This window comes from Roseateles sp. (assembly GCF_036404855.1).
In the GTDB taxonomy this organism is placed as follows: domain Bacteria; phylum Pseudomonadota; class Gammaproteobacteria; order Burkholderiales; family Burkholderiaceae_C; genus Pelomonas.
In genome coordinates this window covers 20777-47311 of sequence record NZ_DASWYS010000164.1, presented here as the reverse complement: position 1 = coordinate 47311, position 26535 = coordinate 20777, and the positions used below count along the sequence as shown (strand labels likewise).

Below are 26535 nucleotides of genomic sequence, written 5' to 3'. Positions count from 1 at the left end.
CGGGACGCGGGCGATACGCGACCGGGTCCGCCTCGATAGCCAGCCCCTAGCGGGCGCCGCCGGCGGACGCCTTGGCCAGCAGCTCGGCCTTGCGCAACTCCTCGGCTTCATCGCAGCCGGCGACGACCTCCTTCCGGTCTTCGACGAGCGTCCAGTCCGCGTCCATCGACGACTGCCTTTGCGCCGCCAGGTAATAGCGCCGGCAGGGCTCGATCTGGAGGATGAAGGACTTCAGCACCGTCTTCCTCGCGCTGCGGCTGGGCGCTGCTTCCAGCACCACGTGCCGAGGACCGGGAGACAGCTGCACCGGCTCGCTGGGGCCGTCGAAATGCATGCTGCCGTCCACCGCGACGATCCGGACGGGATAGAGGCTGGAGTCCGTCCGAGTCAAGGGCACGCCTTCGATGAAGGACAGCGGGCCCGATGCGCAACCTGCCAGCACCACCGCGGCTGCGGCGGCGATGCACCGCGCCAGAGTTGACCGGGAGCATTCATTGATGTCGAAGGGTGGGGGCATTTTGGTGGGGATGCTAACTAAGTTATCAGGCGTCATGATGGCGCATCGGGCGTGCTCGATGCCGGGAGTTTGCCCTGATGAATCTCGTCAGTGGATGTGGGTTATGGTCCCGGTGACGGTCCGTCAGCGGAGGTTTGGCTGGCCGATGTCTCCGTGTGCCTCACGCACAGCCTGGCTGCACGGGGGCTTTGCGATAGGGCTCAACGGTCGGCTGGGCCCGGGCGGCGCCTCGCGGCGGCCGCGCATCAAGCTGCAGTCGGTCCCGTCCGGCGCCGCACTGTCGTGAGGATGTATCGTTGCCAGCTCAACGGACCGAGCGCCCATGTCGAATCGCCTTGCCTCCTGCAGTTGCGGCCAGCTGATGGCCGCGGTCCGCGGCGAGCCGCTGCGCGTCTCCATCTGCCACTGCCTGGCGTGTCAGCGTCGCACCGGCAGCGTCTTTGGGGAGCAGGCGCGGTTTGCGCGAGAGCAGGTGGCCATCTCGGGCGTCTCGACCGAATACACCCGGGTGGGTGACGAAGGGTCCCGGATCAGCTTTCACTTCTGCCCCCGTTGCGGCGCGACGGTGTACTACGTGCCCGAGGGGCTGGAGGCCTTCGTGGCCATTCCCGTGGGCGCCTTCGCCGACCCCGGTTTCCCTGCGCCCGCGGTCTCCGTCTATGAGGACAGGAAGCACCGCTGGGTCATTCCGCCCGCGCAGGCCGAGCACATCCCTTGAGCGGACGGGACCGGTCCGCGGGGTCAGAGCACCCGCGGCAGGTCCCGCCTGACCGCCACGCGGTCGCCGAAGTCGAAGTGCCACCACTCGGTGGTGATGCTGTGGAAGCCGGCCTCGCGCATGGCCGCGCGCAGCCAGCCGCGCTCGACCAGGTGTTCGGGCTTGAGCGTGCCCAGTGCCAGGTGCTCGACTTCATGGTCGGGATGGGAGGCCAGCGTCATCTCGTCGAAGCCACTGCCCATGTCGACCTCGCGGTCCGTCGGGTCGAGCAGGGTCAGGTCCACGGCCATGCCGAAGCTGTGGATGGAGCCGCGCTCGGGGTGGGCCAGGTACATCGTCAGCGGCGTGCCCTGCAGCTCGTCCCACAAGCGCTGCTGGACGCGCTGGGGACGCAGCGCGTCAAGCACGAGCAGGCGATAGCCGGGACGGCGCTCATGCAGCCAGGCGGCGGCGCGCTCCAGTGCATCGGCGGCCTCGCGGCGCAGCCAGTCACAGGCGATGCCGTCATAGACGGCGTGGCCGACAAAGTTGTCGGCGCTCGCGTAGCGCAGGTCCACGGCAATGCCGTGCTGCAATGTGGCCAGGCGCCGGAAGTCCGGATGGCTGGCGATGTCTTCGATGCGCAGGCTGTTCAAGGCGGAGGTCACGGCAGGCGGGCCAGGTGCTCGTGGGCGGCGGCGGTGATGAATTTGACGAGGCGACGCGCGGCCTGGCCGAGCGGTGCGCTTGCTGCGCTGAGCAAGTAGAGCTGCACGGGCACGGCCGGCGACAGGGCGCGCACGCGGACTCGGGTGGGGTCAGCGCTGGCGGCAGTGAAGGGGTCCACCATGGTCATGCCGACGCCCGCCTCGACGAGAGCACGCGCGAGCTGGTAGGTCTGCACGCTGATGCGACTGGCTAGCGGCTGGCCCAGGGCTTCGCCAGCATGGTGGAGCAGGCCGGCCAGCGGGTCGTCGCTCTGTAGGCCGACGATCTCGGTGCGGATGTCGGCCAGGCCCAGGGGGCCTTCGCCCTTGGCCTCGGGGCTGTTCAGAGGGCACAGGGCCACCATGGTGCCGCCGGCAATGGCCTCGGCCTTGATGCCGGGGTGGCGCGGGTCCTGCAGCGACAGCGCCAAGTCGGCCTCGCCGAGCAGGAGCGCCGACACGATCTCGCGCGTGTGGTGCGTGGCCAGCGTGCAGTTGGCATTGGGGTAGGCCTTGCACCAGGGAGTCATCGCGGCGGGCACGATAGCCATCGCGAGGGCTGGCGTGGCAACGAGGCGCACCTGCTCGCTCTCGCCGCTCTTGAGGTTGGCCGCCAAGCGCCGGATGCCGACGAGGTCGCGGTTGAGCTTGTCGATCTCGACGAAGAGGCGCTGGGCTTCGGGCGTCGGATAGAGCTTGCCGCGCACGCGGTCGAAGAGGGCCATGCCGAGCTGCAATTCGCAGTGCTGCAGCACCTTTGTGACGGCCGGCTGCGAGATGTGCAGCAGCTGGGCGGCGCCGCTGATGGTGCCGGCCTGCATGATGGCGTGGAAGACCTCGATGTGTCTGAGTCGCATAGTGTCAGTGTTCAGGGCCGGGCGCCGGGCCGGCGGACTCGTTGGGCCGGGGGCTCACTTCCGGTACACCCCTTCGAAGTCCACCGAGCCGTTGGGCGCCATCTTGAAGCCCACCACGTCCTTGCGGATCGGGATGTAGACGGTGGAGTGCGCCATCGTGATCCACGGCCGCTCGCGCTTGAAGATCTCCTGGGCCTTCTCGTAGAGCGCGATGCGCTTGGCCTGGTCGGGCGTGGCGCGGGCTTCGTCGATCAGCTTCTCGAACGCGGCATTGCAGAACTTGATGCCGTTCTTGTTGGCCGCGCAACTCAGGTTCGGCGTCAGGAAGTCGTCGGCGTCGCCGGTCTCGCCGCTCCAGCCGCTCATGTAAACGTTGTGTTCGCCGTTGTTGGCGCGCTTGAGGTACTCGCCCCACTCGTAGGTCTTGATGTTGGCCTTGACGCCGATCTTGGCCCAGTCCTGCTGGATGAGCTGCGCCATCAATTGGCCGTTGGGGTTGGTGGGGCGCTGCACGGGCAGGGCCCAGAGGTCGATCTCCAGCCCCTTCGGGAAACCGGCCTTGGCCAGCAGGGCCTTGGCCTTGGCGGGGTCGAACTCGTTCTTCAGATTCCTGTTGTAGCCGGGCACGGAGGGCGGGAAGGCGCTGACGGCTTGCATCGCGTCGCCGCGCGGGAAGAGCGCCTTGAAGATGGCATTGCGGTCGATGGCGATGTCCAGCGCCTCGCGCACCTCGCGCTTGTCGGTGGGCGCCTTCTTCAGGTTGAAGCTCAGGTAGGAGATGTTGAGGGCCTGGATCTTCTCGATGCTGATGTTGGGGTTGTTGGCCAGCGACGCGAGGTCCACGTCGCGCAGCGCGGCCGTCACGTGGCACTCGCCGGCGGCGATCTTCTGCACCCGCACGTTGGGCTCGCGGCTGATGCTGAAGACGAGGTTGGTGGTGGGCTGCTTGCCGCCCCAGTAGTCCGGGTTGGCCGTCATGCGCAGCACGTCGTCCTTGGCGTAGCTTTTGAACTGGAAGGGCCCGGTTCCCACCGGCTGCACGTTGATCTGGCTGGCCTTGCCTGCCTTCAGCAACTGCGCCGCGTATTCAGCGGACTGGATGCCGGCCCAGGCGAAGGCGAAGTTGGCGACGAAGGTGACGTTGGGCTCCTTCAGGCGGAAGCGCACCGTGTGCTCGTCGAGCTTGTCGATACCGTCGATGAGCTTGGCCAGGCCCAGGTTCTGCGGGTAGATGAAGTTGGCCGGGAAGGCCTTGTTGAATGGATGGTTGGGGTCGATGAAGCGGCTGAACGTGAACACCACGTCGTCTGCGTTCAGGGTGCGCGTGGGCTTGAACCAAGCCGTGCTCTGGAACTTCACGCCGGTGCGCAGCCTGAAGGTGAAGCTCTTGGCGTCCGGTGAGATCTCGTAGCTGGTGGCCAGCTTGGGCTGCAGCTCCGTCGTCGGGCGCTTGAAGCCCAACAGGCCATCGAACATCTGCGCGCTGACGATGTTGGTGCTGGCGCTGTCCCACATGCCGGGATCGAAGCCCTCGGGGCTGGCATCGGCGCAGTAGACGAGCGGCTTGCCCTGAGCTTGGGCGGTCACAGTGCCCAGCAGGGAGAGGGTGGCGAACAGCAGCGGAGCGGCGAGCTTCATGGCGGTAGGCAGGGGAGATGGGCGATCGGTCATTGTTCGGAGCACCCGCGGCAGCGGCAAGCGAGGCCGAGATCATGAGGCATAACAAAAGCTCATGGGTGCGCGGGGCCGTAACAGTGTGCCCGCCTTCACAATCAGCACATGTGGAACGGCTTCCAACCGTTGACGGCGCAGCGCGATGGCGTCACGTTGTTTGCCCGCCAGGCAGGGGCGGCGGCCTTCGGCCGGCCGCCGCTGCTGCTGCTGCACGGTCACCCGCAAACCATGGCCATGTGGCACCGCGTGGCACCCGTGCTCGCACAGACCCGTCGTGTCGTGCTGATGGACCTGAGGGGTTACGGCGACAGCGACCGCCCGCCTGCCGGGGAAGACAGTGCCGCGTACGCCAAGCGCGAGATGGCGATGGATGCGGTCGCGCTGATGCGCTCGCTGGGCCATGAACGTTTCGCCGTGCTGGCCCATGACCGTGGCGCACGCGTCGCGCACCGGCTGGCGCTGGACCATCCTCGCGCCGTCACGCGACTCATGTTGCTGGACATTGCGCCCACACTGGCGATGTACGAGGGCACGACCGAGGCCTTCGCTCGCGCCTACTGGCACTGGTTCTTCCTGATCCAGCCGGCGCCGCTTCCCGAGCGCCTCATCGAGGCCGACCCCGTCGCCTACCTGCGTGACGGCATGGGTCGACGCGGCAGCGGGCTCTTCGATTCGCGTGCCTGGGCCGAGTACCAGCGCTGCATCGCCAGCCCGGGCAGCGCGGCGGCCATCTGCGCGGACTACCGCGCCGGTGCCGGCATCGACCTGGAGCACGACCGCGCGGACCGCGACGCGGGCCGTCGTGTCACCCAGCCGCTGCGCGTGCTGTGGGGCGCCAACGGAGTGGTCGGGCGCTGTTTCGAGCCGCTGAAGCTCTGGCAGGCCGTGGCCGTCGACGTGACGGGCCGCGCAGTGGACAGCGGGCACTACATCGCCGAGGAGGCGCCGGATGCGGTGCTGTCTGAGGCGGCGGACTTTTTCGACAAGGACGAGTGACGCAAAGTTCGCCGCAATCGCCTGCAATGGCATTGGCATTGGCCCCGAGGTCATGCCCGAGGGCATGCGCGTGCTGGTGCGGTGGCCGAGCGCTTCAGCCTGCCTTTGTGCTTCGACGAGTTCGACTTCGCACACTGTCGCAGCCACGAGCAGCGTGGCCAGATGATGCCGGCAACGAGAAGGATCGGTTTTGCGGGCCACGAAGCGATCGTCTTCGGTGCCGTCGGCTGGCCGGCCTCGGTGCCACGATGGCCATCGCGTCCGCGGCCAACCTGAACCCGGCGCGCCAATGGCCCAGCCTGTTGGAGCCCGTGCGCGGCCCGGCGCCGGGCATCGCTGGCAAGGGCATCGCCAACTTCATCGGGCCGACCTGGGCCGCGCGATGAAGCGGGACTTCCTGGACCACCACCGCCGAAGTCGCCCGACCTGGGCAGTTCGTCATGTGCCCAGCTGGGCGAGGCCATTGCCGAGGCTGCGAAAATGGTGGCATGAAGCCCATCGCCTACACCCGCGCCAAGGACCTGCCTGCCCTGCTGCAGCAACGCATTGCCGTGCTCGACGGCGCGATGGGAACCATGATCCAGCGCTACAAGCTGGGCGAGGCGGACTACCGCGGTGAGCGCTTCAAGGACCACGGCAAGGACTTGAAGGGGAACAACGAGCTGTTGCTCTTCACGCGGCCCGACGTCATCCGCGAGATCCACGAACAGTATCTCGCCGCTGGCGCCGACCTGATCGAGACCAACACCTTCGGCGCCACCTCGGTCGCGCAAGAGGACTACGACCTGCCCGAGCTGGCCTACGAGATGAACCTCGTCGCCGCGCGGATCGCCCGCGCCGCCTGCGACAAATACTCGACGCCCGGCAAGCCCCGCTACGTCGCCGGCGCCCTTGGCCCGACGCCGCGCACCGCGTCCATCAGCCCCGACGTCAACGACCCCGGCGCTCGCAACATCGACTTCGACGCGCTGCGCGCGGCCTACTACGAGCAGGCCAAAGGCTTGCTCGAAGGCGGCGCCGACGTCTTCCTCGTCGAGACCATCTTCGACACGCTGAATGCCAAGGCGGCCATCTTTGCGCTGGACGAACTGATGGAAGACACCGGCGAGCGCCTGCCCGTCATCATCTCGGGCACGGTGACCGATGCCTCCGGCCGCATTCTGTCGGGCCAGACTGTGACGGCCTTCTGGCACTCCGTGCGCCACGCGCGCCCCATCGCCATCGGTCTGAACTGCGCCTTGGGCGCCACGCTGATGCGGCCCTACATCGAGGAGTTGTCCAAGGTGGCGGGCGACGTGGCGGTGAGCTGCTATCCCAACGCCGGCCTTCCCAACCCGATGAGCGACACGGGCTTCGATGAGACGCCGGACGTCACGGCCCGCCTGGTCGGCGAGTTCGCGCAGGCCGGCTTCCTGAACATCGCAGGCGGCTGCTGCGGCACGACGCCCGACCACATCGCCGCCATCGCCAAGGCCGTGTCGGCCTACAAGCCGCGGGTCAGCGGCGAGAAGTTCTTCAGCCAGATGCTCGATGCAGCTTGAGTAGCATGCGTCCCGAGTCGGGGCCTCACCCGGCCCCAGGGGGAGCGCATGGATTGGCGTGGCGTGGTGGCGGACAGCGTCCGCGCACATGGTTTGAGGAGCGAGCAGCGTCTTGAGCTGCTGGCCCTGGCGGGCCTGGACCGGGAGCCTGCACCCTTGTTGGCGCGTCTGCCGCTGCTATTGGCGGGGCTTGCTGGCCTGCTCTGCGGCCTCGGCCTGATTTTTGCGATCGCAGCGAACTGGTCCGGGCTGTCGCGCACGATGCAGTTCGCCCTGCTGCAGGCCGCGATTGGCCTGGGCGCCCTGGGCATCATCGTCCGCCCCGGCTTGCGGCTGCCGCTGGGTGTGTGGTGCCTGTTGGCTACCGGCGGGCTGCTCGCCTTTTTCGGTCAGACCTACCAGACCGGCGCAGACACCTGGCAGCTCTTTGCGCTATGGGCCGTGCTGGCCCTGCCGCTGGCGCTGGGTCTGCGCTCGGATGCGCTATGGATGGGCTGGGCCCTGGTAGCCCTCACCGCCATCGCGTTGTGGGTGACGGCGCATGTCGGGCACCGCTGGCGTGCCGAGGCCGATGACGTCGTGGTTCACCTGATCGGCTGGCTCGCGGCGCTGGGCCTCGCGCTGGCACTGCATGGCCGGTGGGGCCGCCGCGCAGGCTGCGGCGTTTGGGCGCGGCGCACCGCAGCCAGCCTTTCGGCGGGGTTGGTCACCGCGACGGCGCTGGCTGCGCTGTTCGGCCAGGACCCGACGCTGCAGGCCCTGATGGCCCTGCTGGCTCTCGGCGTCGCAGCGTCAATGCTGGCCAGCCCCAAGGGCTTCGACCTCTTCAACCTGAGTGCAGTGGCGCTGGGCCTGAATGTCGTGCTGGTGGGCGGACTGGCCCGGTTGTTGTTCAGCGCGGCGTCAGGCGGTGACGCCATGGGTCGCTTCTTGCTGCTGGGGCTGGCCGCTGCCGGCATGCTGGCAGCCACGGTCAGCGGCGTGCTCAGGCTCGCTCGCGCGGCAGGGCGGCGCGAAGGCGGTGTCGCATGACGCGCGCCACCATCGAAGCCCTTTGGCGCGAGGCCCAGGCGCGCGGACTGCTGCCCGCCGATGCCAGCCCGCCCGTCGACGCCACCGCGGCGAGGCCCTGGCCGGTGGTACTGCTCACGGCGCTGGGCGCCTGGCTGGCGGCCGTGCCCCTGCTTGTGGCCGTGGCGCTGATGTTCGGGCCCCTGTTCAAGCATGGGGGAGCCTATCTGGCCGGCTCCGTGCTGTTGCTGACGTCCGTGGTGATGCTGCGCGCCAGCCTGCCGCTCTTCGTCGAGCAACTGGCCGTCCCCCTGTTGCTGGCGGGCGGCGCCAGCCTGGGCTTCGGGCTGTTCCGGAATCTGCACGAACCGGCGGCGCCCGCCGTGCTGGCGCTGCTCGCCTGGGGCGTCGGGCTGGCCGTACGCCCCCACTGGCTCAAGGCCTGCCTGGGGGCGGCTGCCGCCCTCTTCATGGCGATGGTGTTCTGGCCATGGGTCGACCCCTTCGGCGCCCCGGTTGGCACGACGGCGTACTGGCTGGGCTGGCATGTCTGCCTCGGCGCCTGGCTGCTCGTCGCCGTGCGGGAGTGGCGCATCGGCATGAATTCGGGGCTGGTGGCGCTGGCGGCTGGCTGGTTGCTCATGTGCCTGCTCGGCCTTGCCCTGATGGGGAACCTGGGCAGGGGGGTGGGTGGAGGACCGGAAGGCGGCATTGCCGGCAGCCATGCCGGGGCAAGCTGGCCCGGCTACGTGTCGTCGGGGCTGGCCCTGCTCGGTGCCGGCGGGCTGGGCCTGATCTGGCCGTCCCTGCGCCGGCCGGCCTACGGTGGCGTGGCCCTGGTGCTGGCCGGGCTCGCCGCCTTCATGCCGGCGCTCGGCGCGGCGCTGCTGGTTCTGGCGGGCTGCGCGGCGCAGGCGCGGTGGCGCCTGGCCGCCGCGGCAGTTCTGGCGGCCATCTGGATCGTCGGCAGCTTCTACTATCAGTTGGCCTGGCCCCTGGCCACCAAGGCCGCCCTGCTGGTGGGAGCCGGCGTGCTCCTGGGGCTGCTGATGTGGCCGCTGTGGCGCCACGGCCATGCGGCGGTGCCGGCCGGGGTCGCCGGGGGCAGGGGAGCGCGCCTCGGTGCCGCAGTCAGCCTGGCCGCGGTGCTGCTCGTGATCAACGCTGCCATCGCGCAAAAAGAGGCGCTGATTGCCGAGGGCCAGCCGGTCTTCATCCCGCTGGCGCCAGTGGACCCGCGCTCGCTGATGCAGGGCGACTTCATGCGGTTGAATTTCGCGCTGCCCGGCGAGGTGCCTTCGCAGGCCGGCGGGCTGCTGGCCGCGCGGCGACCTCACGTCGTCGCCAGCCTGGATGGCCGCCGCGTCGCGCGCCTTGTGCGGCTGCATGACGGATCTGCGCTGGCCCCCGGCGAGCTACTCATCGAGCTCTCGCCCCTGGGAGGCCGCTGGACCGTCGTGACCGATGCCTGGTTCTTCAGGGAGGGCGAGGCTGGTCGCTGGTCGGCGGCGCGGTTCGGCGAATTTCGGGTGAAGCCGGACGGCCAGGCCCTGCTCGTGGGCCTGCGTGGGGGGGCGCTGGAGAGACTCTGAGAATTCCTTGTTGACAAATGAATTCAAACGAATACATTCGTGTTCGTTGGAACTCATGAAGGCAGGTGCCCCATGGCGACACAGACCATCACGATGGAGCCGCTGTCGGCGCGCATTCCCAGCGACCTCTACCTGTGGCTGGCGCAGCTGCAGGTCGACGGCGCGACGACGAACAGCGACAAGTTGCGTGTGCTGCTGGGCCAGCTCAAGCGCCAGCACGACGGCGCCTTTGACTACGTGGCAGCCCACGCCTGGGCGCGCGAGCTGACGCACCGGCTGCGCGAGGCACTGGTGCGCATCGAGGGCAGCGAGGGCCGCCACTCCGAGGTGCTGGGCCAACTCGTCGAGCAGCTCACGACGCTGATGGCCCTGGTCATCAGTGCCGCGCCGGCCAACGCTGCCGACGCGGCCAGGCTGGAGGACGCCCTGGTGCGCCGTGCCGCGCTGCTCAGCGAGACCCTGCTGCGCCAGGCCACCACCGATGCCGCGCATGCATTCGATCCCGAGGTGGTGAAGCGCCACCTCAACCCCACCGTCGAGCTGGCCTCGACGCTCACCGCCGCGAAAGGAGCCTGATATGGCCGATTCCCTGAAGACCCGCGTGGGCCGCGTGATAGCCGGCAGCATGCACGCACTGCTCGACAAGATCGAGGACCGCAACCCACAGGCGGTCATGGAGCAGGCGATCCGCGAGGCCGAGGGCGTCATCGACGAGGTGCGCCACGAGCTGGGTGTCGTCAGCGCCAATCGGCATCTGGCCCAACAGCAGCACGCCAAGCTCAACCGCGGCCATGAAGAGCTTCGCGATCAGGTTTCGCAAGCCCTGGCCCAGCAACGCGAAGATCTGGCGCGCGCGGCCGTGTCGCGGCAGATCGACATCGAGGCCCAGATTCCCGTGTTGGAGACGACGCTGGCCGACCTGGCCCGCCAGGAGCAGGAGCTGCAGGGCTTCACCGCGGCGTTGCTGGCCAAGAAGCGCGAGATGCAGGAGGCGCTGGCCGAGTTCCGCAAGAGCCGCGCCGCGACCGAGTCCGCCGCGCAGCCGCTCGGGCAGGTGAACGTAGAGCAGCGACTGGGCCGCGTCACGGACGCTTTCGACAAGGTCTACCAGCGCCAGACGGGTCTGGACGGCACGCAGCGCGCCGGCAGCCTGAAGCAGGCAGCGCAGTTGCGTGAGCTGGACGACCTGGTGCGCGACCACAAGATTTCCGAACGCATGGCGCAGATCAAGGCAGGGCAGGCCTGACACTAACGTCCATTCCAAGGGAGGGCCGATGAACCTGTTTACTTCGCCCGAGACGCTGCCCTTCGGCGTCGCGGTCGCGCTGATCGTCGCCATTGCGTTGCTGGAAGGCCTGGGCATGCTGATCGCGCTCAGCCCAAGCAACCTCATCGACAGCTGGCTGCCGGAGCATGCGGCGGAGACGGGGCTGGACCGCGTGCTCGGTTGGCTGCACCTGGGCCGCGTGCCCGCGCTGGTGCTGCTGTTGCTGTTCCTGCTGGGCTATGCGCTGTTCGGCTACGCGCTGCAGAAGGTGGCATTCAACCTGTTCGGCAGCTTCATCCCGGCCTGGATCGCCGGGCTGCTGGCCGTGCCGCCCGGCCTGACCACCGTGCGGGGCCTGGGCAGCCTGATCGCGCACATCATCCCGCGCGACGAGAGCAGCGCCGTCAGCGAGCAGTCGCTGGTGGGGCGGGCGGGATCGGTCAGCGCCGGTACGGCGCGGCGCGGACTTGCCGCGCAGGCGCGGGTGCGTGACGCACATGGCCGCACGCACTATCTGATGGTCGAACCCGACCTGGACGAGGAAGTCTTCGAGGAGGGCGCGCAGATCCTGATCGTGCGCAAGCAGGGGGCGTTCTATCGCTGCATCGCCAACCCGCATCCCCATCTGATCTGACAACGAGGGAGCTAGAGAGCATGGAAAACGTCATTGAGATCGTCGGCATGGCCGGTATTGCCCTGGTCGGGCTGCTGACCATCGGATTCATCTTCGCCCGCCTGTACAAGCGCAGCACCAAGGAGACGGCCTTCGTGCGCACCGGCCTGGGCGGGCAGAAGGTCATCATGGACGGCGGTGCCATCGTGCTGCCGGTGTTCCACGAACGCGTGCTCGTCAACATGAACACGCTCAAGCTCGAGGTGCAGCGTCGCGAGCGCGAGAGCCTCATCACGCGCGATCGCATGCGCGTGGACGTGACGGCTGCCTTCTTCGTGCGCGTGAAGCAGACCGAAGAAGCCGTCAGCACTGCCGCGCAGACGCTGGGCGCCCGGACCATGAGCCCGAACGAGCTGAAGGCGCTGGTGGAAGACAAGTTCGTCGACAGCCTGCGTGCCACCGCGGCGACCATGACCATCCAGGAGCTGCAGGACAAGCGCCGCGACTTCGTGCAGGCGGTGCAGAACGCCGTGGCCGAGGACCTGGAGAAGAACGGCCTGGAGCTGGAGTCGGTTTCGCTGACGAGTCTTGACCAGACCGACAAGCAGTTCTTCAACCCCAACAATGCGTTTGACGCGGAAGGCCTGACTCGCCTGACCGAGCAGACCGAGGCGCGCCGCAAGCAGCGCAACGATGTCGAGCAGGACACCGAGGTGCAGGTGCGCACCAAGAACCTCGAAGCCTCCCGTCTGAAGCTGACCATTGAGAAGGACCAGGAGTTCGCCTCGCTGTCACAGCAGCGGGAAATCGAAACGGCGCGGGCCGAGCAGGTCGCGTTGATCGCCGCACAGCAGGCCGAGCGCGGCCGTGAAGCGGAGACGGTCAAGATCGAGGCGGAGCGCCAGGTGGGTCAGCGCCGCATCGAGGCCGAGCGCGAGATCAAGGCGGCCGAGATCGAGAAGAACCTCGTCATCCAGACGCGCGAGATCGAGCAGGAGCGCCAGACAGAGATGAAGCGCGCCGAGCAGCGCAAGCAGGTCGAGATCGCCCGCCAGGACACGCAGATCGCCATCGCGACCAAGTCGCGCGAGCAGTCCGAAGCCGATGCCGTCGCCAACCTGGCCCGTGCCGAAGCCGTCAAGGCCGAGGAAACCGTCAACACGGCGCGCCAAGTGGCGGTGGCCGAGCGCGAGAAGGCCATCCAGCTGATCGAGGCCAGCAAGGACGCCGAGCAGAGCGCCATCGCGGTGAAGGTGTCAGCCTCCGCCGAGAAGGACGCGGCCATCGACCGTGCCGAGGCGCTGACGATCGAGGCGAAGGCCAAGCAGGCCGCGGCGATCGCGGAAGCCGAAGGCCGCCGTGCGATCAACGAGGCACTGAACATGCTGTCGGCCGCGCAGATCGACCTGCAAGTGCGCACCCAGCTTCTGCAGCAACTGCCCACCATCCTGGCCGAGGCCGTGAAGCCGATGGAGAACATCGACTCCATCCGTATCGTTCAGGTGAACGGCATGCCGGGGCAGGGTGCAGGCGGTGGCGAGGGGGGCGGCGCTGCCGGCACCTTTCCCGAGCAGGTGATGAATTCGGCGTTGCAGTACCAGATCGCCAAGCCCATCGTCGACGCCGTCATGCAGGATGCCGGTCTTTCCAACAATGGCATCACCGGCATGGCACAGAACCTCGCCGCGATGCTCAAGCCGGTTGCGCCGGCGACGTCGGCGGAGTGAGGTTCAGGACGAGCGCGCTGGCGCGCTCGCGGCCGGCGTCGCGCTCCGGCGCGGGCCTTCGCTGTAGTCGGATGGTGGCTTCATCAGCGCCGGGTCGGGCTCGCCTCGCTTGATCTTCTCGAGCCGGTAGATCTGCTCGCCCTGACGCGGATCGGCGTCGCGGCTCATGACGGTCAGCATCAGGTCGGGGCTGCGCCAGACTTCGCGCGAGCTGACGATGGGCTTCTCGTTGCCGATCCGGCCGGCCTCTATGGTCCAGGTCGTGCGCTCGCCATTGACTTTGAGGCCGTCGATTTCCCGCGGCGGCAGTGCCGTCGTCGTGCCGCCCTCTCGCGGCAGCATCAGGCCCTGCAGCAGTGGCACGGGCGGCACCGGCGGCGTGGGTGCGGCGATAGGGGCCGGCGGCGCGGGCAGGGCCGGCAGCTCGCTGGCGCGAATGACGCGCAGCTCGCGGCGGCGCTCCACGACACCGGAGGCCGGCAACGCAGCCGGCGCCACCAACTCACGCTCGATGACGATGCCGGGTTCGCCCGCCTGCGCATGGCTGCGCAGGCGCTCGGCGTCCGCGCTGCGCGCCTGTTCGGCCACGCGGGCGCCCCATTCCTTCCAGCGCGCGGCTTGCTCCTTCATGCGCTCGCCCCAGTCTTGCATCGAGGCCTGCCAGGCCGCTTGCGTGGCCGCGTCGGTGCCCCGCGCCCAGTTCGCCGTGCCGCGCAGCCGCTGCATGCGTTTCTCGTCCGGGTACATGACCCAGCTTGTCTTGGCCACCGGGTCGTTCAGGTAGATGAGCCTGGGGCCGCCTTCGCGCTGCACCTCGCGGCGCGTGCGGCCCTCGCCGTCGCGGCAGAGCTGGCTCTGCTGCTTGCGCACGATGCGGTTGCCGTCGGCCAGTTGCTGCACGTTCTCGTGCACGGCCGTCGCGCAGTAGGGCGCACCGCGTACGACGCGCTCGCCCTCCAGCTCGCGGCTGGCAAAGATCAGGGCCTGGTCGCCCAGCGCGATGCGTACGGGCATGTCGGACAGTGCCAGCTGCACGTGGCGCGTGACATCCCGCTCGAGGTTGCGATCGGTGGCGCGGTCGGCTTCCAGCGGGCTGGCCGCGGCTGTCAGCGAGGCGCCGAGGGTGCACAGCGCCAGGCCGGTCAGGGGTTTCATCATGTCGTTCTCCGTCGTCAACTACTCAGTTCAGGATTCGCACGGCCAGCACCTGGCCGCCCGGCTCCAGCATCAGTTCGGCGTGTACCGTCTCGTCGGCGCGCGCAGCATCGAAGGGCAGGCCCAGCAGGGCCAGACGTTCGCGCGGCAGCTCCGCGGGTTGCAGCCAGACTGCGGCGCCACGGCCGACCGCCAGGGCCTGGCGCAGTTCGCCCTCCGGCACCAGCGGGATGAAGCCGCTGCCGGCGGGGGCGGCCTGGGCCGTCTGGGCGCCGGGCGGGTCCAGTAGCAGCATGGCGCTCAGCAATAGGGCGGCAGTGGCGCCAAGGGCACCACTGCCCCATGCCAATCGACGCAGCCAGCGCGGCTCATGCGCCTCGGCCGTTTCGGCGGTCAGGCGGCGGACGCGCAGCGTGCGCTGCTGGTCGGCCAGGCTGGCCAGCAGTGCGGCGTCCTGCCCGGCATCGGGCCGCAGCCGCGCGAACTCCGCGCGCGCCGGCCGCAGCCAGGCTGGGGTGTCGTCGTCGATCTTGCTCATGGTCGTTCTCCCACGCCGAGCAGGTCGGCCAGGCGCTGGCGGGCGCGATGCAGGCGGGTGCGCAGCACGTCGACTCCGACGCCGGCGATAGCGGCGGCATCCTCATAACTGCGCTCCTGCAGGTCCACCAGCACGATGGCCTCGCGCTGCGGCCAGCTGAGGCGGCGGATGGCGGCCCAGAGGCCGTCCTGCTGCTGGGCTTGGTTGAGTCGGGTGTCGCTGGCCGGTACTGCCTCGGCGGCCTCGGCGGCGTCATCGGTGTCGAGCGAGTCGTCCAGTGACACGTGGCGCCGCGCATCGCGCCATTGACTCAGCAGTTGATGTCGGGCCATGCCCGCAAGGTAGGCACCCAGCGAACCTCGGCCGGGCTGGTAGGCCTGCGGGCCGCGCAGGAGCTGCGCGAAGCTCTCCTGGACGGCGTCCAGCGCCGAGGCCTCGTCGCCGGCCAGCGCGAGGGCGTAGCGGTAGACCGAGCCGCTCTCGCGCCGGTAGACCAGCGCCAGCGCGTCGGCATCACCGTCCGCCAGGCGCGCCAGCAGCGCGGCCTCGTCGCCCGCAGCGCACGCGGTCGGGGCGACGAAGCCGAGGCGGCTCAGCCAGCTCATGGCGGAGTACATGGTGTGGGGGCCTGCAGGGCTTGCATGAACCTATTGAGCGCGAGCATGCATTGCCGTTACTCAGGACAAACCCGCCGTCACTTCTGGCATGGGGGTGACGCGGCATCATGCTCGTCTCCTCGCCCGGAACGTCCGCATGCTGAACCTGCAAGGCCTTGACCACCTCGTGCTGCGCGTCGTCGACCTCGACGCCATGCTGCGTTTTTATGTTGACACGCTGGGCTGCGCCGTCGAGCGTCGCCAGGAGGAGATCGGCCTGGTGCAGCTGCGCGCCGGCCGTTCGCTGATCGACCTCGTGCCGGTGGACGGCAAGCTGGGTCGCATGGGCGGTGCGGCGCCCGGGGTCGAGGGCCGCAATCTGGACCACTTCTGCCTGCGCGTTGAGCCTTTCGACGAGACTGCCATCCGTGCCCATCTCATGGCGCATGGCGTCGATGCCGGCAAGACCGAGAGTCGCTATGGCGCCGAAGGTGAGGGCGCGTCCATCTACGTGAACGACCCTGAAGGCAACGTCGTCGAGCTCAAGGGCCCGCCAGGTCCACTGCCGTGAAGCCGCTGGCCCGCGCCATCCTGTGGGGCGGCCTGCTGGCCGGCAGCGGCGACCTCGTCTTCGCGCTGAGCTATTACGGCATGCAGCTGCGCGTCTTCCAGACCGTGGCCGCCGGCCTGATCGGCAAGGAGGCGGCGTTCAGCGGCGGCGCGTCCACGTTTGCGCTGGGCGTGGTGCTGCATTACGGCATCGCGCTGGTCTGGGCCGGGCTGTTCTGCGGCGTGGCGATGCGCGTGCCCGTGCTGCTGCGCCGCGCAGTGGCCGCCGGCCTGGCCTATGGCTTCGTCGTCTACTTTGGCATGAACAACATCGTGCTGCCGCTTTCGGCCCTGCATACGCCGGCTTGGCCGCCCAGGCTGGACGCGGCAGCCATGGCCGCGCACTGCATCCTGTTTGGTTTCCCGATCGCGCTGGTGGCGCGGCGGTGCCTGCTGGGGGGGCCTGGGCACGGCTGACGGAGTCTTGCGGCAGGTCAAGGCGCCAGCGCGCCGCTAGGGGGAGCATGGCGCGTGACCCACCCCAGGAGCCTGGCATGAGCACCAACTTCCGTGCCCTTTCGAACGAAATCTCCGGCACGTTGTCGCAACTGCGCGCCGACATCCCCGACACCATGCGCGGCTTCGGCGCGCTGTCCCAGGCGGCGCTGCGCGAAGGCGCGCTCGACCGAAAGACCAAGGAGCTGATTGCCATGGCGATTGGCATTGCTGCGCGCTGCGACGCCTGCCTGGCCTTCCACGCCGAAGCACTGGTCAAGCTGGGCTGCAAGAGGGCCGAGTTCGAGGAGATGCTCGCCGTCAGCGTCTACATGGGTGGTGGGCCGTCGCTGATGTATGCCGCCCGCGCACTCGATGCCTTCGAGCAGTGCGGCGGCGACCACGTGCGCAGCGAGGGCGCAAAGGCGGCCTGACCGGGACGCCGGCCCCTGCAAAATGGCGGGCACGATGCCCGCCTTGCCCAATAAGCTGCCCAACACGGGCACCACCATCTTCTCCGTCATGTCGGCGCTGGCCGCCGAGCGCGGCGCGGTCAACCTCGGTCAGGGCTTCCCGGACTTCGGCGCTGACCCCGTTCTGCTGCAGGCCGTCAACGACGCCATGGCCGCCGGCCACAACCAGTACCCGCCGATGACCGGTGTGCCGGCGTTGCGCCAGGCCGTTGCGGCCAAGCTCAACGCGCTCTACGCCTCGGCCTATGACGCAGACCGTGACATCACGATCACGGCCGGCGGCACGCAAGGCCTATTCACGGCACTCCAATGCTGCGTCGGCGTGGGCGACGAGGTCATCATCATCGAGCCGGCCTACGACAGCTATGACCCAGCCATACGCTTGGCCGGGGCGGTGCCGGTGGGTGTGCCGATGACGGCTGACTACCGCATCGACTGGAATGCCGTGCGTGCCGCCATCACGCCGCGCGCGCGGGCCCTGGTGTTGAACACGCCCCACAACCCCAGTGGTCGCGTTGCGACGGCTGAGGACCTGCGCGAGCTGGAGCGGCTGGCCGAACAGCACGACCTCTTCGTCATCAGCGATGAGGTCTACGAGCACATGGTTTTTGACGGCGCAGCGCATGAGAGCGTGGCCCGCTTTCCCGGGCTGCGCGAGCGCAGCTTCCTCGTCAGCAGCTTCGGCAAGACCTTTCACGTGACGGGGTGGAAGGTTGGCTTCGTCGCCGCGCCCGCAGCCTTGAGCGCGGCCTTCCGGCGCCTGCACCAGTACACCGTGTTCACGGTGCACACGCCCACTCAACACGCGCTGGCGACCTACCTGGCCGACCCGGCACCCTGGGCCGGCCTGAGTGGCTTCTACCAGGCCAAGCGCGACGCTTTCCGCGCAGCGCTGGCCGGCACAGGGCTGGGGCTGCTGCCCTGTGAGGGCACCTACTTCCAGACGGTCGACTACAGCGCCGTGTCCGACCTGCCGGAGCTGGACTTCGCGAAGTGGCTGACCACCGAGATCGGCGTCGCGGCCATCCCGCTGTCGGTCTTCTACCAGCGGCCACAAGAGCGGCGATGCGTGAGGTTCTGCTTCGCGAAGCGGGACGAGACGCTGGCGGAGGCGGCCGAGCGCCTGCAACGCGGCTTGCGGCGCTGACGCACGTCGTGCCTTACTGGCACGGGCCGTGCTAGCTGAGGAGGAGGACACGGACGGTAGGCCCGCCGAGGGCGGCGCTGTCGTGACCCAGCCTACGGAGCCTCATGCTGCACCACTTGCATGCCTCGACCGATGCACCAAAGCGGGCGATGGCCGCCCCCAGGCAGAGCGCCGGCGAGTTGTTTGGCAAGACCATCAACCTGTCAGGCCGGCGCCGCTTCACGTCGCAGCGTGTCGTCCTCTATGCAGTGCTGGCCTCGCAGGGGCGAGAGGGTGCGCTGGACACGGCTCGCGATGCGCTGGCGACGTTCCGTGACGCGCATGGCAAGCTGCTCGAGGGTGAACTGTCACCCAGATCCCTGGGCGGCGAACTCGATCAGGCGTATTTCGGCGCTGACCAGGCGGATGCGCGTATCCGTGCCTTCATCGACCTGGCCGGTCGGGCGCTGGACGCCATCGCGGCCCAGACTCGCAATGCGCCGGAGCAGCTTGAAGCGCTGGTGGAAAGCGCCACGCCGCTGCTGGCCACACTGAACAAACTGACGCAGGTCTACGAAGACCTGGCGCGGCAGCACGCTGCCACCGCGAAGCAACAGCTGTCCGCGGTGATGGGAGACATCGCGATGATCGCCAAGCATGCGCGCATCGTGTCGTTCAACGCCCAGGTCGTCGCGGCACGGGCCGGCGTGTCGGGCCGCGAGTTCGCGGTCGTGTCGGGCGAGCTGACCCAGATCACGGGCCAGCTCGACGGCCTCGTGCGTGAGGCGGTGCGCAGCGCGGTGGTTTGAGGCTCAGGCCACGGGCCGCAGTGGGCAGCTCTCGCCAGTCTCCAGCGAGTCGGCCAGCCGGGTCGCCAGCAAGCCGCGCAGATCCTGCAGGGCCGCGATGCGTGCGTCGATGTCGGCCAGCTTGCGGGTCAGCGTCAGTCGCAACGCCTGGCCGGCGTCCTCGTCCCGAACCAGCGACGGCAGATCCGCCGAGATCTCGGCCAGTGTGAAGCCCAGTTGCTGCGCCATGCGAACGTAGCCCAGCCACTGCACGGCTTCTTCGGGGTAGTCCCGGTAGCCATTGTTGCTGCGGCGGGCCTGTAGCAGGCCGCGCTTCTCGTAGAAGCGCAGGCTGTCGCGGCTCAGGCCGGTCAGCGTGGATAGGGTGCCGATGCGCATGGGACGACGAAAAAGGAGCTTGACCTTTGAGTATGGTCCAGGGTTGAGGATGCCGGCACTTCAACCTCACCCATGTCGTGACCCACATGCTCGCCCTCAGCTCTCCCCGTTTCCTGCGCGTTGTCTGGTTCAGCGCGCTGTATGACTTGATCGTCACTGCGCCGTTCGCCACGCCGTGGACCTTCGAGTTCAACCGCCAGCAGCTCAGTGCGCTCAACCAGGCACTGGGCGGTCCGACGCTGTCGGACTTCGGCCCGGTGCAGACGCTGTTCGCGCTGTTGATGGCCAGCCTGGTGCTGGTGTGGTCTGTGTTGCGGCTGCGAGGGCCGACGGTGCAGTTTGGCCGGTATGACGCGGCCGGGCGGCTGCTGTTCAGTCTGTGGATGGCCTGGGCGTGGAGCCAGGGGGGCCTGCCGGTGCTGCTGCTTTTCCTGCTGCCCGAGCTGGCCTGGGCGGTGGTGCAGCTGTGGCCGGTAAGGGGGCGTTGAGCGTTCGGCATGGCGCAACCGAGCTTTCGGCTCGCCCCCGGGAACGCATCTGCCAGCAGACGCCGACCGCGCGCTGCCGGAAAATCGGCATTTCCCGCTCCCGAACCGCACAGGCCGCTGCCATGCCCACCTACCGCTCCAAGACCTCCACCGCCGGCCGCAACATGGCCGGCGCCCGCTCGCTGTGGCGCGCCACCGGCATGAAGGATGACGACTTCTCCAAGCCCATCATCGCCATCGCCAACTCGTTCACCCAGTTCGTGCCCGGCCATGTGCACCTGAAGGACCTGGGCCAGCTGGTGGCTCGCGAAATCGAGGCCGTGGGCGGCGTGGCCAAGGAGTTCAACACCATCGCCGTGGACGACGGCATCGCGATGGGACACGACGGCATGCTGTATTCGCTGCCCAGTCGCGACATCATTGCCGACTCGGTCGAGTACATGGTCAACGCCCACTGCGCCGACGCGCTGGTGTGCATCTCCAACTGCGACAAGATCACCCCCGGCATGCTGATGGCCGCGATGCGGCTCAACATCCCTGTGGTGTTCGTGTCCGGCGGCCCGATGGAGGCTGGCAAGGTGCGCCTGGCGGTGCCGGGCACGGCCAAGATCGAGATCAAGAAGCTCGATCTGATCGATGCGATGGTCATGGCCGCCGACAGCAAGGTCAGCGACGCCGACCTCGCCGAGGTGGAGCGCTCTGCCTGCCCCACCTGCGGCAGCTGCTCGGGCATGTTCACGGCCAATTCCATGAATTGCCTGACCGAGGCGCTGGGGCTCTCGCTGCCCGGCAACGGCACCGTCGTCGCGACGCATGCGGATCGCGAGCAGCTTTTCAAGCAGGCCGGCCGCACGGTCGTTGAGCTTTGCCGCCGCTACTACGAGCAAGACGACGTCAGCGTGCTGCCGCGCGCCATCGGCAAGAAGGCCTTCGAGAACGCCATGACGCTGGACATCGCGATGGGCGGCTCCACGAACACCATTCTGCACATCCTGGCGGCGGCACAGGAGGCAGGAATCGCCTTCGACATGACGGACATCGACCGCCTGTCGCGTGACGTGCCGCAGCTGTGCAAGGTCGCGCCCAATACCAACAAGTACCACATCGAGGATGTGCACCGCGCCGGCGGCATCATGGCCATCCTGGGTGAGCTGGACCGCGCCGGCAAGCTGCACACCGACGCGCCCACGGTGCATGCCAAGACAATGAAGGACGCGCTGGACCAGTGGGACATCGCCCGCTCGCCCAGCGACGCCGTCAAGACCTTCTATATGGCCGGCCCGGCCGGCATCCCGACGCAGGTGGCCTTCAGCCAGAACAGCCGCTGGCCCAGCCTGGACACCGACCGCGCCGAGGGCTGCATCCGCTCGTTCGAGCATGCCTTCAGCAAGGAAGGCGGCTTGGCCGTGCTGCGTGGCAATATCGCGCTGGACGGCTGCGTCGTGAAGACGGCCGGCGTGGACGACAGCCTGCTGGTCTTCGAAGGCCCGGCCCACGTGGTGGAGAGCCAGGACGAGGCGGTCGCGAACATCCTGGACGACAAGGTCAAGGCCGGCGACGTCGTGGTCGTTCGCTACGAAGGTCCCAAGGGCGGCCCCGGCATGCAGGAGATGCTCTACCCGACGAGCTACATCAAGTCCAAGGGCTTGGGCAAGGCCTGTGCGCTGCTGACCGATGGTCGGTTCTCGGGCGGCACGTCAGGCCTGTCCATCGGCCACTGCTCGCCCGAGGCTGCGGCGGGGGGCGCCATCGGCCTGGTGCGCAACGGCGATCGCATCCGCATCGACATCCCCAATCGCACCATCGACGTGCTGCTCAGTGATGAAGAGCTGGCGAAGCGCCGAGCCGAGCAGGACGCCAAGGGTTGGAAGCCGACCGAAGCGCGTCCGCGCAAGGTGTCTGCCGCCTTGAAGGCCTACGCGCTGCTGGCGACGTCGGCGGACAAGGGGGCGGTGCGGGATCTGGGTCAGCTCGAAGGCTGACACTCGCTCGACCAAGCCAGCATGGCGGGGCAGTGGCTCGACCATGCCCCCCGTTCGGGCGGCGGCGCCGGCAGGCCGCTCGACGGCGACGCCGGGCTGCAGCAGCGCCTGCCACAGGGGCCCTGGCGTTCAGCACCGCTTGATGAAGTACCCGGCGTCTTCTTGCCGCGCAGCCGTCAGGACTTGGCCGGGTCCACGCTCAGCATCGCCTGCAGCAGCACATTGCAGCCTGCTTCGATGTGCGCCGGCTTGGCGTCCTCGATCTCGTTGTGGCTGATGCCGTCCTTGCAGGGAATGAAGATCATGCCGGCCGGTGCGAGGCGGGCCATGTAGACGGCGTCGTGGCCGGCGCCGGATACCGCCGGCATGTTGCTGTAACCCAGTGCATCAGCGGCCTTCTGGACTGCGGCGATGCAGTCGGTGTGGAAGGGTTGGGCGGGGTAGGCGCTGACCGGCGTGATCTCGATCGGCAGGCCGCTCTCGGCGCTGAGCTTCGCGGCGACCGAACGGATGTCGGCGTCCATCGCCTCGCACAGCGCATCGGTCGCGTTGCGCAGGTCGATGCTGAACTTCACGCGACCCGGGATGACGTTGCGGCTGTTGGGGTGCACTTGCACCATGCCCACCGTGCCGCGGCCGTGCGGCGGGTGGCGATGGGCGCAGGCGACGACCTCCTGCATCAGCCGGGTGGCCACCTGGAGCGCGTCCTTGCGCAGCGCCATAGGCGTGGGGCCGGCGTGGGCTTCCATGCCCGTCACGACGCAGTCGTACCAACGGATGCCCAAAACGCCGGTGACGACGCCAATGGTCTTGTCGTGGTCCTCGAGCACCGGGCCCTGCTCGATGTGGGTTTCGAAATAGGCGCCGATCGGGTGGTCGCCCGGCACCTGGTCGCCGATGTAGCCGATGCGCTCCAGCTCGCCCCGGACCGTCTTGCCCTCGGTGTCGGTGGCTGCGTAGGCGTGTTCCAGCGTGAACGCCCTGGCAAACACGCCGGAGCCCATCATGACGGGCACGAAGCGCGACCCTTCCTCGTTGGTCCAGAACGCGACCTCGATGGGCGCCTCGGTCTCGATGCCGTGGTCGTTCAGCGTGCGTACCACCTCGATGCCGGCCAGCACGCCGTAGTTGCCGTCGAACTTGCCGCCGGTGGGCTGGGTGTCAATGTGGCTCCCGGTCATGATGGGCGGCAGGCTGTTGTCGCGCCCGGCCCGGCGCATGAAGCCGTTGCCGATCTGGTCGATGGTGACGGTCATGCCGGCCTCGCGCGCCCAACGTGTGACGAGGTCGCGCCCCTGCTTGTCGAGATCGGTTAATGTCAGTCGGCAGACGCCACCTTTGTCGGTGGCGCCGATCCGGGCCAGCTCCATCAGCGAATCCCACAGTCGTTGGCCGTTGATGCGCAGCGTCGTGAGATCGGGCTTGGTGGTGGGCATGTCCATGGTGATGTCCTCAGTCCGGCAGCTCGGTGCCGAAGCGCAACTGGTTGTGGTCGGGGTCGACGAGCAGGAACTCGCGCACGCCCCAGGGCATGTCTTCGATGGGCTTGGCCGGCTGCACGCCCTTGGCCACGAATGCGGCATAGGTGGCATCGGCATCCGGTACCCAGAAATAGACCGCGCCACCGGGTTGGCCATCGCCGGCGTGGCCGCTCAGGAAAATCGTCTGTCCCTCGCGCGTGAGCTGCACGAACAGCGGCAGCCCGGGTTCGAACTGATGTTCCCAGTCGATGGTGAATCCGAGCTGGCCGACATAGAACGCCAGGCTGCGCTCGGCCTGGGTCATGCGCAGCTGCGGGACGACGGTCTGCGTGTTCATCGCGCGACGGCGGTGGGCGCGAGGTCGGTGGCGCGCTTGGACGCGGCATCGAACTGCGGGCCAAAGGCGGGGCGCTTCAGGTAGCGTCCCCGACCTTGCTCGGCACGCAGGTCGCCATTGGCGAACACGACGCGGCCCTGGCTGATGGTGTGGCTGGGCACGCCGCGCACGGTGCGGCCCTCGAAGATGTTGAAGTCGTTCTTCGAGAACTGCGCCTTTGCGGAGAGTGTCTTGGTCCCGGCCGGGTCCCACAGCACGAGGTCCGCATCGGCGCCTTCCTTGATGACGCCCTTGCGCGGGTACATGTTGAAGAGCTTGGCCGCGTTGGCCGACGTGATGGCGACGAACTCGCTCGGCGTCAGGCGGCCGGAGTTGACGCCTGCGTCCCACAGCACGGCCATGCGTTCCTCGACGCCGCCGCAACCATTGGGGATCTTGGCGAAGTTGTCCTTGCCCGCAGCCTTCTGGCTGGCGCAGAAGGTGCAGTGGTCGGTGGCTGTCGTGTGCAGCTGGCCGCTCTGCAGGCCACGCCACAGGAACTCCTGGTGAATCTTGGGGCGGAAGGGCGGGCTCATCACGTAGGCCGCAGCGGTCGCGAAGTCCGGGTCTCGATAGACGCTGTCGTCGATGAGCAGGTGGCCGGCCAGCACCTCGCCAAAAACGCGCTGGCCGCGAGCGCGAGCCCGGGCTATGGCTTCGGCACTCTCGATGCACGACACATGCACGATGTAGATGGGCACGCCCAGCACGTCGGCGATCGCGATGGCGCGGTTGGCGGCCTCGCCCTCCACCATAGGCGGGCGGCTCAGCGGGTGGCCCTCGGGACCGGTGATGCCCATCTTGGCGACCTCGGCCTGCAGCAGGTAGACCAGCTCGCCATTCTCGGCGTGCACGGTGGGCATGGCGCCCAGCTCCAGCGCGCGCTTGAAGCTGTTCACCAGCGTCTCGTCGTCGCACATGATGGCGTTCTTGTACGCCATGAAATGCTTGAAGCTGTTCACGCCTTCCTCGCGCACGAGGGTGCCCATGTCGTCGCTGACGCTCTGATCCCACCAGGTCACGGCGACATGGAATGCGTAGTCCGCTGCGGCCTTCTCGGCCCAGCCACGCCAGGTGCGATACGCCTCCATCAGCGGCTGCTGCGGATTGGGAATGACAAAGTCGATGATGGACGTCGTGCCGCCGGCCAGCGCCGCGGCCGTGCCGGAGAAGAAGTCGTCCTGCGTGACCGTTCCCATGAAGGGCAGCTGCATGTGGGTATGCGGGTCGATGCCGCCGGGGATCAGGTAGCGGCCTGTGCCGTCCAGCGTCGCTGTGCCGGTCGGCGCCTCGGTGACTGCGCGCTCGCCGAGGGCGGCAATGCGGCCGTCCACGCACAACACGTCGGTGCGGGACTCGGCATCAGCATTGACGACGACGGCGCCACGGATCAGCAGGGACTGGGAACTCATGTTGCGCTCCTCGTGAGCGGTTGGGGTTGGACCTTGCCGGCCATCAGTACGCCGTAGACGATGGCCGCGAGCGCCAGGCCGGCGAACCAGGCATAGGTGTAGATCTCCTTGAACGCCGCGCCGACGCCGGGGAAGGCCGCCGGAAACGCGGCGTGCAGGAAGCCGGGGATGTTGGGCGCCACACCGACGGCGAAGGCGATCAGCGCCGCCATGTTCCAGCCGCCGCGGTAGCTGTAGCGGCCGCCTTCGCGGTAGAGATCGTCGACGACCAGTTCGGTCTTGCGCAACAGGTAATAGTCGACGATGAGGATGCCTGCCACCGGCCCCAGCAGCGCGGAGTAGCCGATCAGCCACGTGAAGATGTAGCCCTCCGTGGAGGCAAGGATCTTCCAGGGCATCATCGCGATGGCGATGCCGCAGGTGATGATGCCGCCCAGCTTGTAGCTGACCTTGCCCGGTGCGAGCGCCGAGAAGTCGTAGGCCGGGCCGACAAGGTTGGCCGCGAGATTGACGCTGACGGTGTCGATCAGCAGCACGATCAGCGCGATGAGCACGGCGGCGCCCGTCATGCGGGCGGCCAGGTCCACCGGATCCCACAGCGCCTTGCCGTAGATGACGACGGTGGCCGACGTGACGAACACCGCCAGTGCTGCGAGCAGGCCCATCGGCGCAGGCAGGCCGATGGCCTGGCCCACGAACTGGTCGCGCTGGCTCTTGGCGAAGCGCGTGAAGTCGGGGATGTTCAGAGCCAGCGTGGCCCAGAAGCCCACCATGGCAGTCAGCGAGGGCCAGAACACGGCCGAGAACTGGCCCGCCTTCTTGCCACCCTCGACGAACTGCGATGGCTGGTCCAGGATGGGGCCGAAGCCGCCGGCCTTCTCCCAGGCCCACCACAGCAGCACGAAGCAGATGACGATCTTGAGCGGTGCGGTGTAGGTCTCGAGCTTGCGGATGGCTTCGATGCCATGCACGACGAACCAGAACTGCAGGGCCCAGAAGGCGAGGAAGCAGGCGAACTGCGCCGCGTTGATGCCCAGGCCTGGCAGCGCGTCACCGGAGAGTGGGTGGCCGATCAGCACGCCGACCAGGGTGTAGATCATCTGCCCGCCGAACCAGGTCTGGATGCCGTACCAGCCGCAGGCCACCAGCGCCCGCAACAGCGCCGGCAGCCGCGCGCCCCGCGTGCCGAAGGAAGCCCGCGCCAGCACCGCATACGGGATGCCGTACTTGGCGCCCGCGTGTCCGATCAGCAGCATGGGCACCAGCACGATCAGGTTGCCCAGGAACACCGTGCCCACAGCCTGGCCCCAGCTCATGCCCGACTCGATGAGGCTGGCCGCCAGCGTGTAGGCCGGGATGCACATGACCATACCCACCCACAGCGCGGCGAAGTGATACCAGCGCCACGTTCGCTGAGCGGCCGTCGTGGGAACGAGATCGGGATTGCTCAGCGTGGGGTCGGTCATGGCACTTCCGTT

The 26535-nt window shown here is 68.3% G+C and carries 29 protein-coding genes; 17 read left to right on the top strand and 12 right to left on the bottom strand.

The genetic code is table 11. The features are described 5' to 3' along the window. Positions 1-46: 46 nt before the first annotated feature. Positions 47-517: a hypothetical protein gene (locus VGF12_RS10755; RefSeq protein WP_331176032.1), complete on the bottom strand. Its 471-nt coding sequence runs from the start codon at positions 515-517 to the stop codon at positions 47-49. 322 nt (positions 518-839) lie between these two features. On the opposite strand from VGF12_RS10755, the gene VGF12_RS10750 reads away from it, so the two are divergent. Further along, a complete protein-coding gene (locus VGF12_RS10750; RefSeq protein ID WP_331176031.1) occupies positions 840-1235 on the top strand; it encodes a GFA family protein in 396 nt (131 codons plus the stop codon). A gap of 23 nt (positions 1236-1258) precedes the next feature. Here the strand turns inward: VGF12_RS10750 and VGF12_RS10745 are convergent, their stop codons facing one another. The 3 genes from VGF12_RS10745 to VGF12_RS10735 are packed head-to-tail and all read right to left on the bottom strand — an operon-like array spanning position 1259 to position 4416. Continuing rightward, the gene (locus tag VGF12_RS10745) at positions 1259-1882 is read right to left on the bottom strand and encodes a M15 family metallopeptidase (protein WP_331176030.1); all 624 of its coding nucleotides are present in this window, start codon (positions 1880-1882) and stop codon (positions 1259-1261) included. Continuing rightward, the gene (locus VGF12_RS10740; RefSeq protein ID WP_331176029.1) at positions 1879-2778 is read right to left on the bottom strand and encodes a LysR family transcriptional regulator; all 900 of its coding nucleotides are present in this window, start codon (positions 2776-2778) and stop codon (positions 1879-1881) included. The genes VGF12_RS10745 and VGF12_RS10740 overlap by 4 nt, the downstream gene beginning before the upstream one ends. Positions 2779-2832: 54 nt before the next feature. Next, the gene (locus VGF12_RS10735; protein ID WP_331176028.1) at positions 2833-4416 is read right to left on the bottom strand and encodes an ABC transporter substrate-binding protein; all 1584 of its coding nucleotides are present in this window, start codon (positions 4414-4416) and stop codon (positions 2833-2835) included. A gap of 141 nt (positions 4417-4557) precedes the next feature. Here VGF12_RS10735 and VGF12_RS10730 point away from each other — a divergent pair, with 141 nt between their 5' ends. The 9 genes from VGF12_RS10730 (at position 4558) to VGF12_RS10690 (ending at position 13199) form a co-directional block, all read left to right on the top strand. Then, positions 4558-5448, top strand: a complete 891-nt coding sequence (locus VGF12_RS10730; protein WP_331176027.1) for an alpha/beta hydrolase — start codon at positions 4558-4560, stop codon at positions 5446-5448. Between the two features lie 248 nt (positions 5449-5696). Beyond that, complete coding sequence (locus VGF12_RS10725; protein ID WP_331176026.1) at positions 5697-5834, top strand: hypothetical protein; 138 nt, start codon at positions 5697-5699, stop codon at positions 5832-5834. Between the two features lie 102 nt (positions 5835-5936). Then, positions 5937-6989 carry a homocysteine S-methyltransferase family protein gene (locus VGF12_RS10720; protein ID WP_331176025.1) on the top strand — a complete coding sequence of 351 codons (1053 nt, stop codon included), beginning with the start codon at positions 5937-5939 and terminating at the stop codon, positions 6987-6989. A 48-nt stretch (positions 6990-7037) separates the two neighbouring features. Then, positions 7038-8021: a DUF2157 domain-containing protein gene (locus VGF12_RS10715; RefSeq protein ID WP_331176024.1), complete on the top strand. Its 984-nt coding sequence runs from the start codon at positions 7038-7040 to the stop codon at positions 8019-8021. Continuing rightward, the gene (locus tag VGF12_RS10710) at positions 8018-9592 is read left to right on the top strand and encodes a GDYXXLXY domain-containing protein (protein ID WP_331176023.1); all 1575 of its coding nucleotides are present in this window, start codon (positions 8018-8020) and stop codon (positions 9590-9592) included. Before VGF12_RS10715 ends, VGF12_RS10710 begins: the two co-directional genes overlap by 4 nt. A gap of 72 nt (positions 9593-9664) precedes the next feature. Next, entirely contained in the window at positions 9665-10168 is a 504-nt protein-coding gene (locus VGF12_RS10705) for a hypothetical protein (protein ID WP_331176022.1), read from the top strand. Between the two features lies 1 nt (position 10169). Continuing rightward, positions 10170-10838 carry a PspA/IM30 family protein gene (locus VGF12_RS10700; RefSeq protein ID WP_331176021.1) on the top strand — a complete coding sequence of 223 codons (669 nt, stop codon included), beginning with the start codon at positions 10170-10172 and terminating at the stop codon, positions 10836-10838. Positions 10839-10866: 28 nt separating this feature from the next. Then, positions 10867-11493, top strand: a complete 627-nt coding sequence (locus VGF12_RS10695) for a YqiJ family protein (protein WP_331176020.1) — start codon at positions 10867-10869, stop codon at positions 11491-11493. Positions 11494-11513: 20 nt separating this feature from the next. Beyond that, positions 11514-13199, top strand: a complete 1686-nt coding sequence (locus VGF12_RS10690; protein WP_331176019.1) for a flotillin family protein — start codon at positions 11514-11516, stop codon at positions 13197-13199. A 3-nt stretch (positions 13200-13202) separates the two neighbouring features. Here VGF12_RS10690 and VGF12_RS10685 read toward each other — a convergent pair whose 3' ends face one another. From VGF12_RS10685 to VGF12_RS10675, 3 genes are read right to left on the bottom strand one after another with little or no spacing between them, the layout of a single operon-like run. Beyond that, positions 13203-14357: a hypothetical protein gene (locus tag VGF12_RS10685; RefSeq protein WP_331176018.1), complete on the bottom strand. Its 1155-nt coding sequence runs from the start codon at positions 14355-14357 to the stop codon at positions 13203-13205. A gap of 22 nt (positions 14358-14379) precedes the next feature. After that, positions 14380-14892 carry a hypothetical protein gene (locus VGF12_RS10680; protein ID WP_331176017.1) on the bottom strand — a complete coding sequence of 171 codons (513 nt, stop codon included), beginning with the start codon at positions 14890-14892 and terminating at the stop codon, positions 14380-14382. Next, the gene (locus VGF12_RS10675; protein WP_331176016.1) at positions 14889-15509 is read right to left on the bottom strand and encodes an RNA polymerase sigma factor; all 621 of its coding nucleotides are present in this window, start codon (positions 15507-15509) and stop codon (positions 14889-14891) included. Before VGF12_RS10675 ends, VGF12_RS10680 begins: the two co-directional genes overlap by 4 nt. A gap of 136 nt (positions 15510-15645) precedes the next feature. Here VGF12_RS10675 and VGF12_RS10670 point away from each other — a divergent pair, with 136 nt between their 5' ends. The 5 genes from VGF12_RS10670 to VGF12_RS10650 all read left to right on the top strand — a co-directional run bounded on the left by VGF12_RS10670 (position 15646) and on the right by VGF12_RS10650 (position 18940). After that, the gene (locus tag VGF12_RS10670) at positions 15646-16059 is read left to right on the top strand and encodes a VOC family protein (protein ID WP_331176015.1); all 414 of its coding nucleotides are present in this window, start codon (positions 15646-15648) and stop codon (positions 16057-16059) included. Then, positions 16056-16514 (top strand): hypothetical protein, encoded by a 459-nt coding sequence (locus VGF12_RS10665; protein WP_331176014.1) that lies wholly within the window; start codon positions 16056-16058, stop codon positions 16512-16514. The genes VGF12_RS10670 and VGF12_RS10665 overlap by 4 nt, the downstream gene beginning before the upstream one ends. A gap of 77 nt (positions 16515-16591) precedes the next feature. After that, the gene (locus tag VGF12_RS10660; protein ID WP_331176013.1) at positions 16592-16966 is read left to right on the top strand and encodes a carboxymuconolactone decarboxylase family protein; all 375 of its coding nucleotides are present in this window, start codon (positions 16592-16594) and stop codon (positions 16964-16966) included. A 22-nt stretch (positions 16967-16988) separates the two neighbouring features. Further along, positions 16989-18152 carry a methionine aminotransferase gene (locus VGF12_RS10655; RefSeq protein WP_414710060.1) on the top strand — a complete coding sequence of 388 codons (1164 nt, stop codon included), beginning with the start codon at positions 16989-16991 and terminating at the stop codon, positions 18150-18152. Between the two features lie 104 nt (positions 18153-18256). After that, positions 18257-18940: a type IV pili methyl-accepting chemotaxis transducer N-terminal domain-containing protein gene (locus VGF12_RS10650; RefSeq protein WP_331176011.1), complete on the top strand. Its 684-nt coding sequence runs from the start codon at positions 18257-18259 to the stop codon at positions 18938-18940. A gap of 3 nt (positions 18941-18943) precedes the next feature. Here the strand turns inward: VGF12_RS10650 and VGF12_RS10645 are convergent, their stop codons facing one another. Then, positions 18944-19318, bottom strand: coding sequence for a MerR family transcriptional regulator (locus tag VGF12_RS10645; RefSeq protein WP_331176010.1), 375 nt, complete (start codon positions 19316-19318; stop codon positions 18944-18946). Positions 19319-19404: 86 nt separating this feature from the next. Between VGF12_RS10645 and VGF12_RS10640 the strand changes: the two genes are divergently transcribed. Both VGF12_RS10640 and ilvD read left to right on the top strand, forming a co-directional pair. Beyond that, positions 19405-19806, top strand: a complete 402-nt coding sequence (locus VGF12_RS10640) for a hypothetical protein (RefSeq protein WP_331176033.1) — start codon at positions 19405-19407, stop codon at positions 19804-19806. A gap of 122 nt (positions 19807-19928) precedes the next feature. Next, on the top strand, positions 19929-21788 hold the full coding sequence (gene ilvD, locus VGF12_RS10635; RefSeq protein WP_331176009.1) for a dihydroxy-acid dehydratase: 1860 nt from the start codon (positions 19929-19931) through the stop codon (positions 21786-21788). A gap of 176 nt (positions 21789-21964) precedes the next feature. On the opposite strand, the gene VGF12_RS10630 is transcribed toward ilvD, so the two are convergent. The 4 genes from VGF12_RS10630 to VGF12_RS10615 are packed head-to-tail and all read right to left on the bottom strand — an operon-like array spanning position 21965 to position 26523. Further along, positions 21965-23230 carry a Zn-dependent hydrolase gene (locus tag VGF12_RS10630; protein ID WP_331176008.1) on the bottom strand — a complete coding sequence of 422 codons (1266 nt, stop codon included), beginning with the start codon at positions 23228-23230 and terminating at the stop codon, positions 21965-21967. Positions 23231-23240: 10 nt separating this feature from the next. Beyond that, complete coding sequence (locus VGF12_RS10625; protein ID WP_331176007.1) at positions 23241-23606, bottom strand: VOC family protein; 366 nt, start codon at positions 23604-23606, stop codon at positions 23241-23243. Beyond that, complete coding sequence (hydA, locus tag VGF12_RS10620) at positions 23603-25057, bottom strand: dihydropyrimidinase (protein ID WP_331176006.1); 1455 nt, start codon at positions 25055-25057, stop codon at positions 23603-23605. Before hydA ends, VGF12_RS10625 begins: the two co-directional genes overlap by 4 nt. Beyond that, positions 25054-26523, bottom strand: a complete 1470-nt coding sequence (locus VGF12_RS10615) for an NCS1 family nucleobase:cation symporter-1 (protein WP_331176005.1) — start codon at positions 26521-26523, stop codon at positions 25054-25056. Before VGF12_RS10615 ends, hydA begins: the two co-directional genes overlap by 4 nt. Positions 26524-26535: the final 12 nt, after the last annotated feature.